Source organism: Treponema sp. R6D11, from assembly GCF_054786075.1.
The window spans coordinates 1-479 of record NZ_BDHD01000843.1; the positions used below are offsets into that span (position 1 = coordinate 1).

Annotated in this window: 1 protein-coding gene; it reads right to left on the reverse strand. The window is 50.7% G+C overall.

All coding sequences use genetic code 11. The features are described from left to right. A partial coding sequence (locus tag ACYVTD_RS16430) for an argininosuccinate synthase domain-containing protein (RefSeq protein WP_461248739.1) occupies positions 1 to 479 on the reverse strand: 479 nt, incomplete at both ends.

Here is a 479-nt window from a genome sequence, read left to right on the forward strand (position 1 = left end):
ATGCCGACAACCCTGTTCTCAACAAGGTCTACAATGCCGATACCGTTAGCGCCGCCGATTTTGTTAAGCTGGTTGATAAGGGCGACCCCTTCCATTTTCTTTCCGTTAAGAGAAATGGGAACGCCCTTTTCAAATTCAATTTCCACGTATTCGGGCTTGTTAGGCGCTTTTTCAGGCGGAACCGTAATGGAGAGCATTTTTTTGTACATCGGCTCGTTCTCCGGGTCTTCAAGCTCCAACCCCTCGTGGGAAATATGCCAAAGGTTGTCGTCCATGCTGTAGGAATTTTTTTTCTTCATGGGGGCGGGGATTTTTCTTCTGGCAAGATACCTCATCTCATCTTCCCGGCTTTTAAGCTTCCAAGTCCGCCACGGGGCGATAATTTCAATGTCGGGTGCGAGCGCCATGATGCCAAGATCAAACCTTACCTGATCGTTCCCCTTGCCCGTCGCACCGTGGGCGATGGCGGTCGCCTTCTC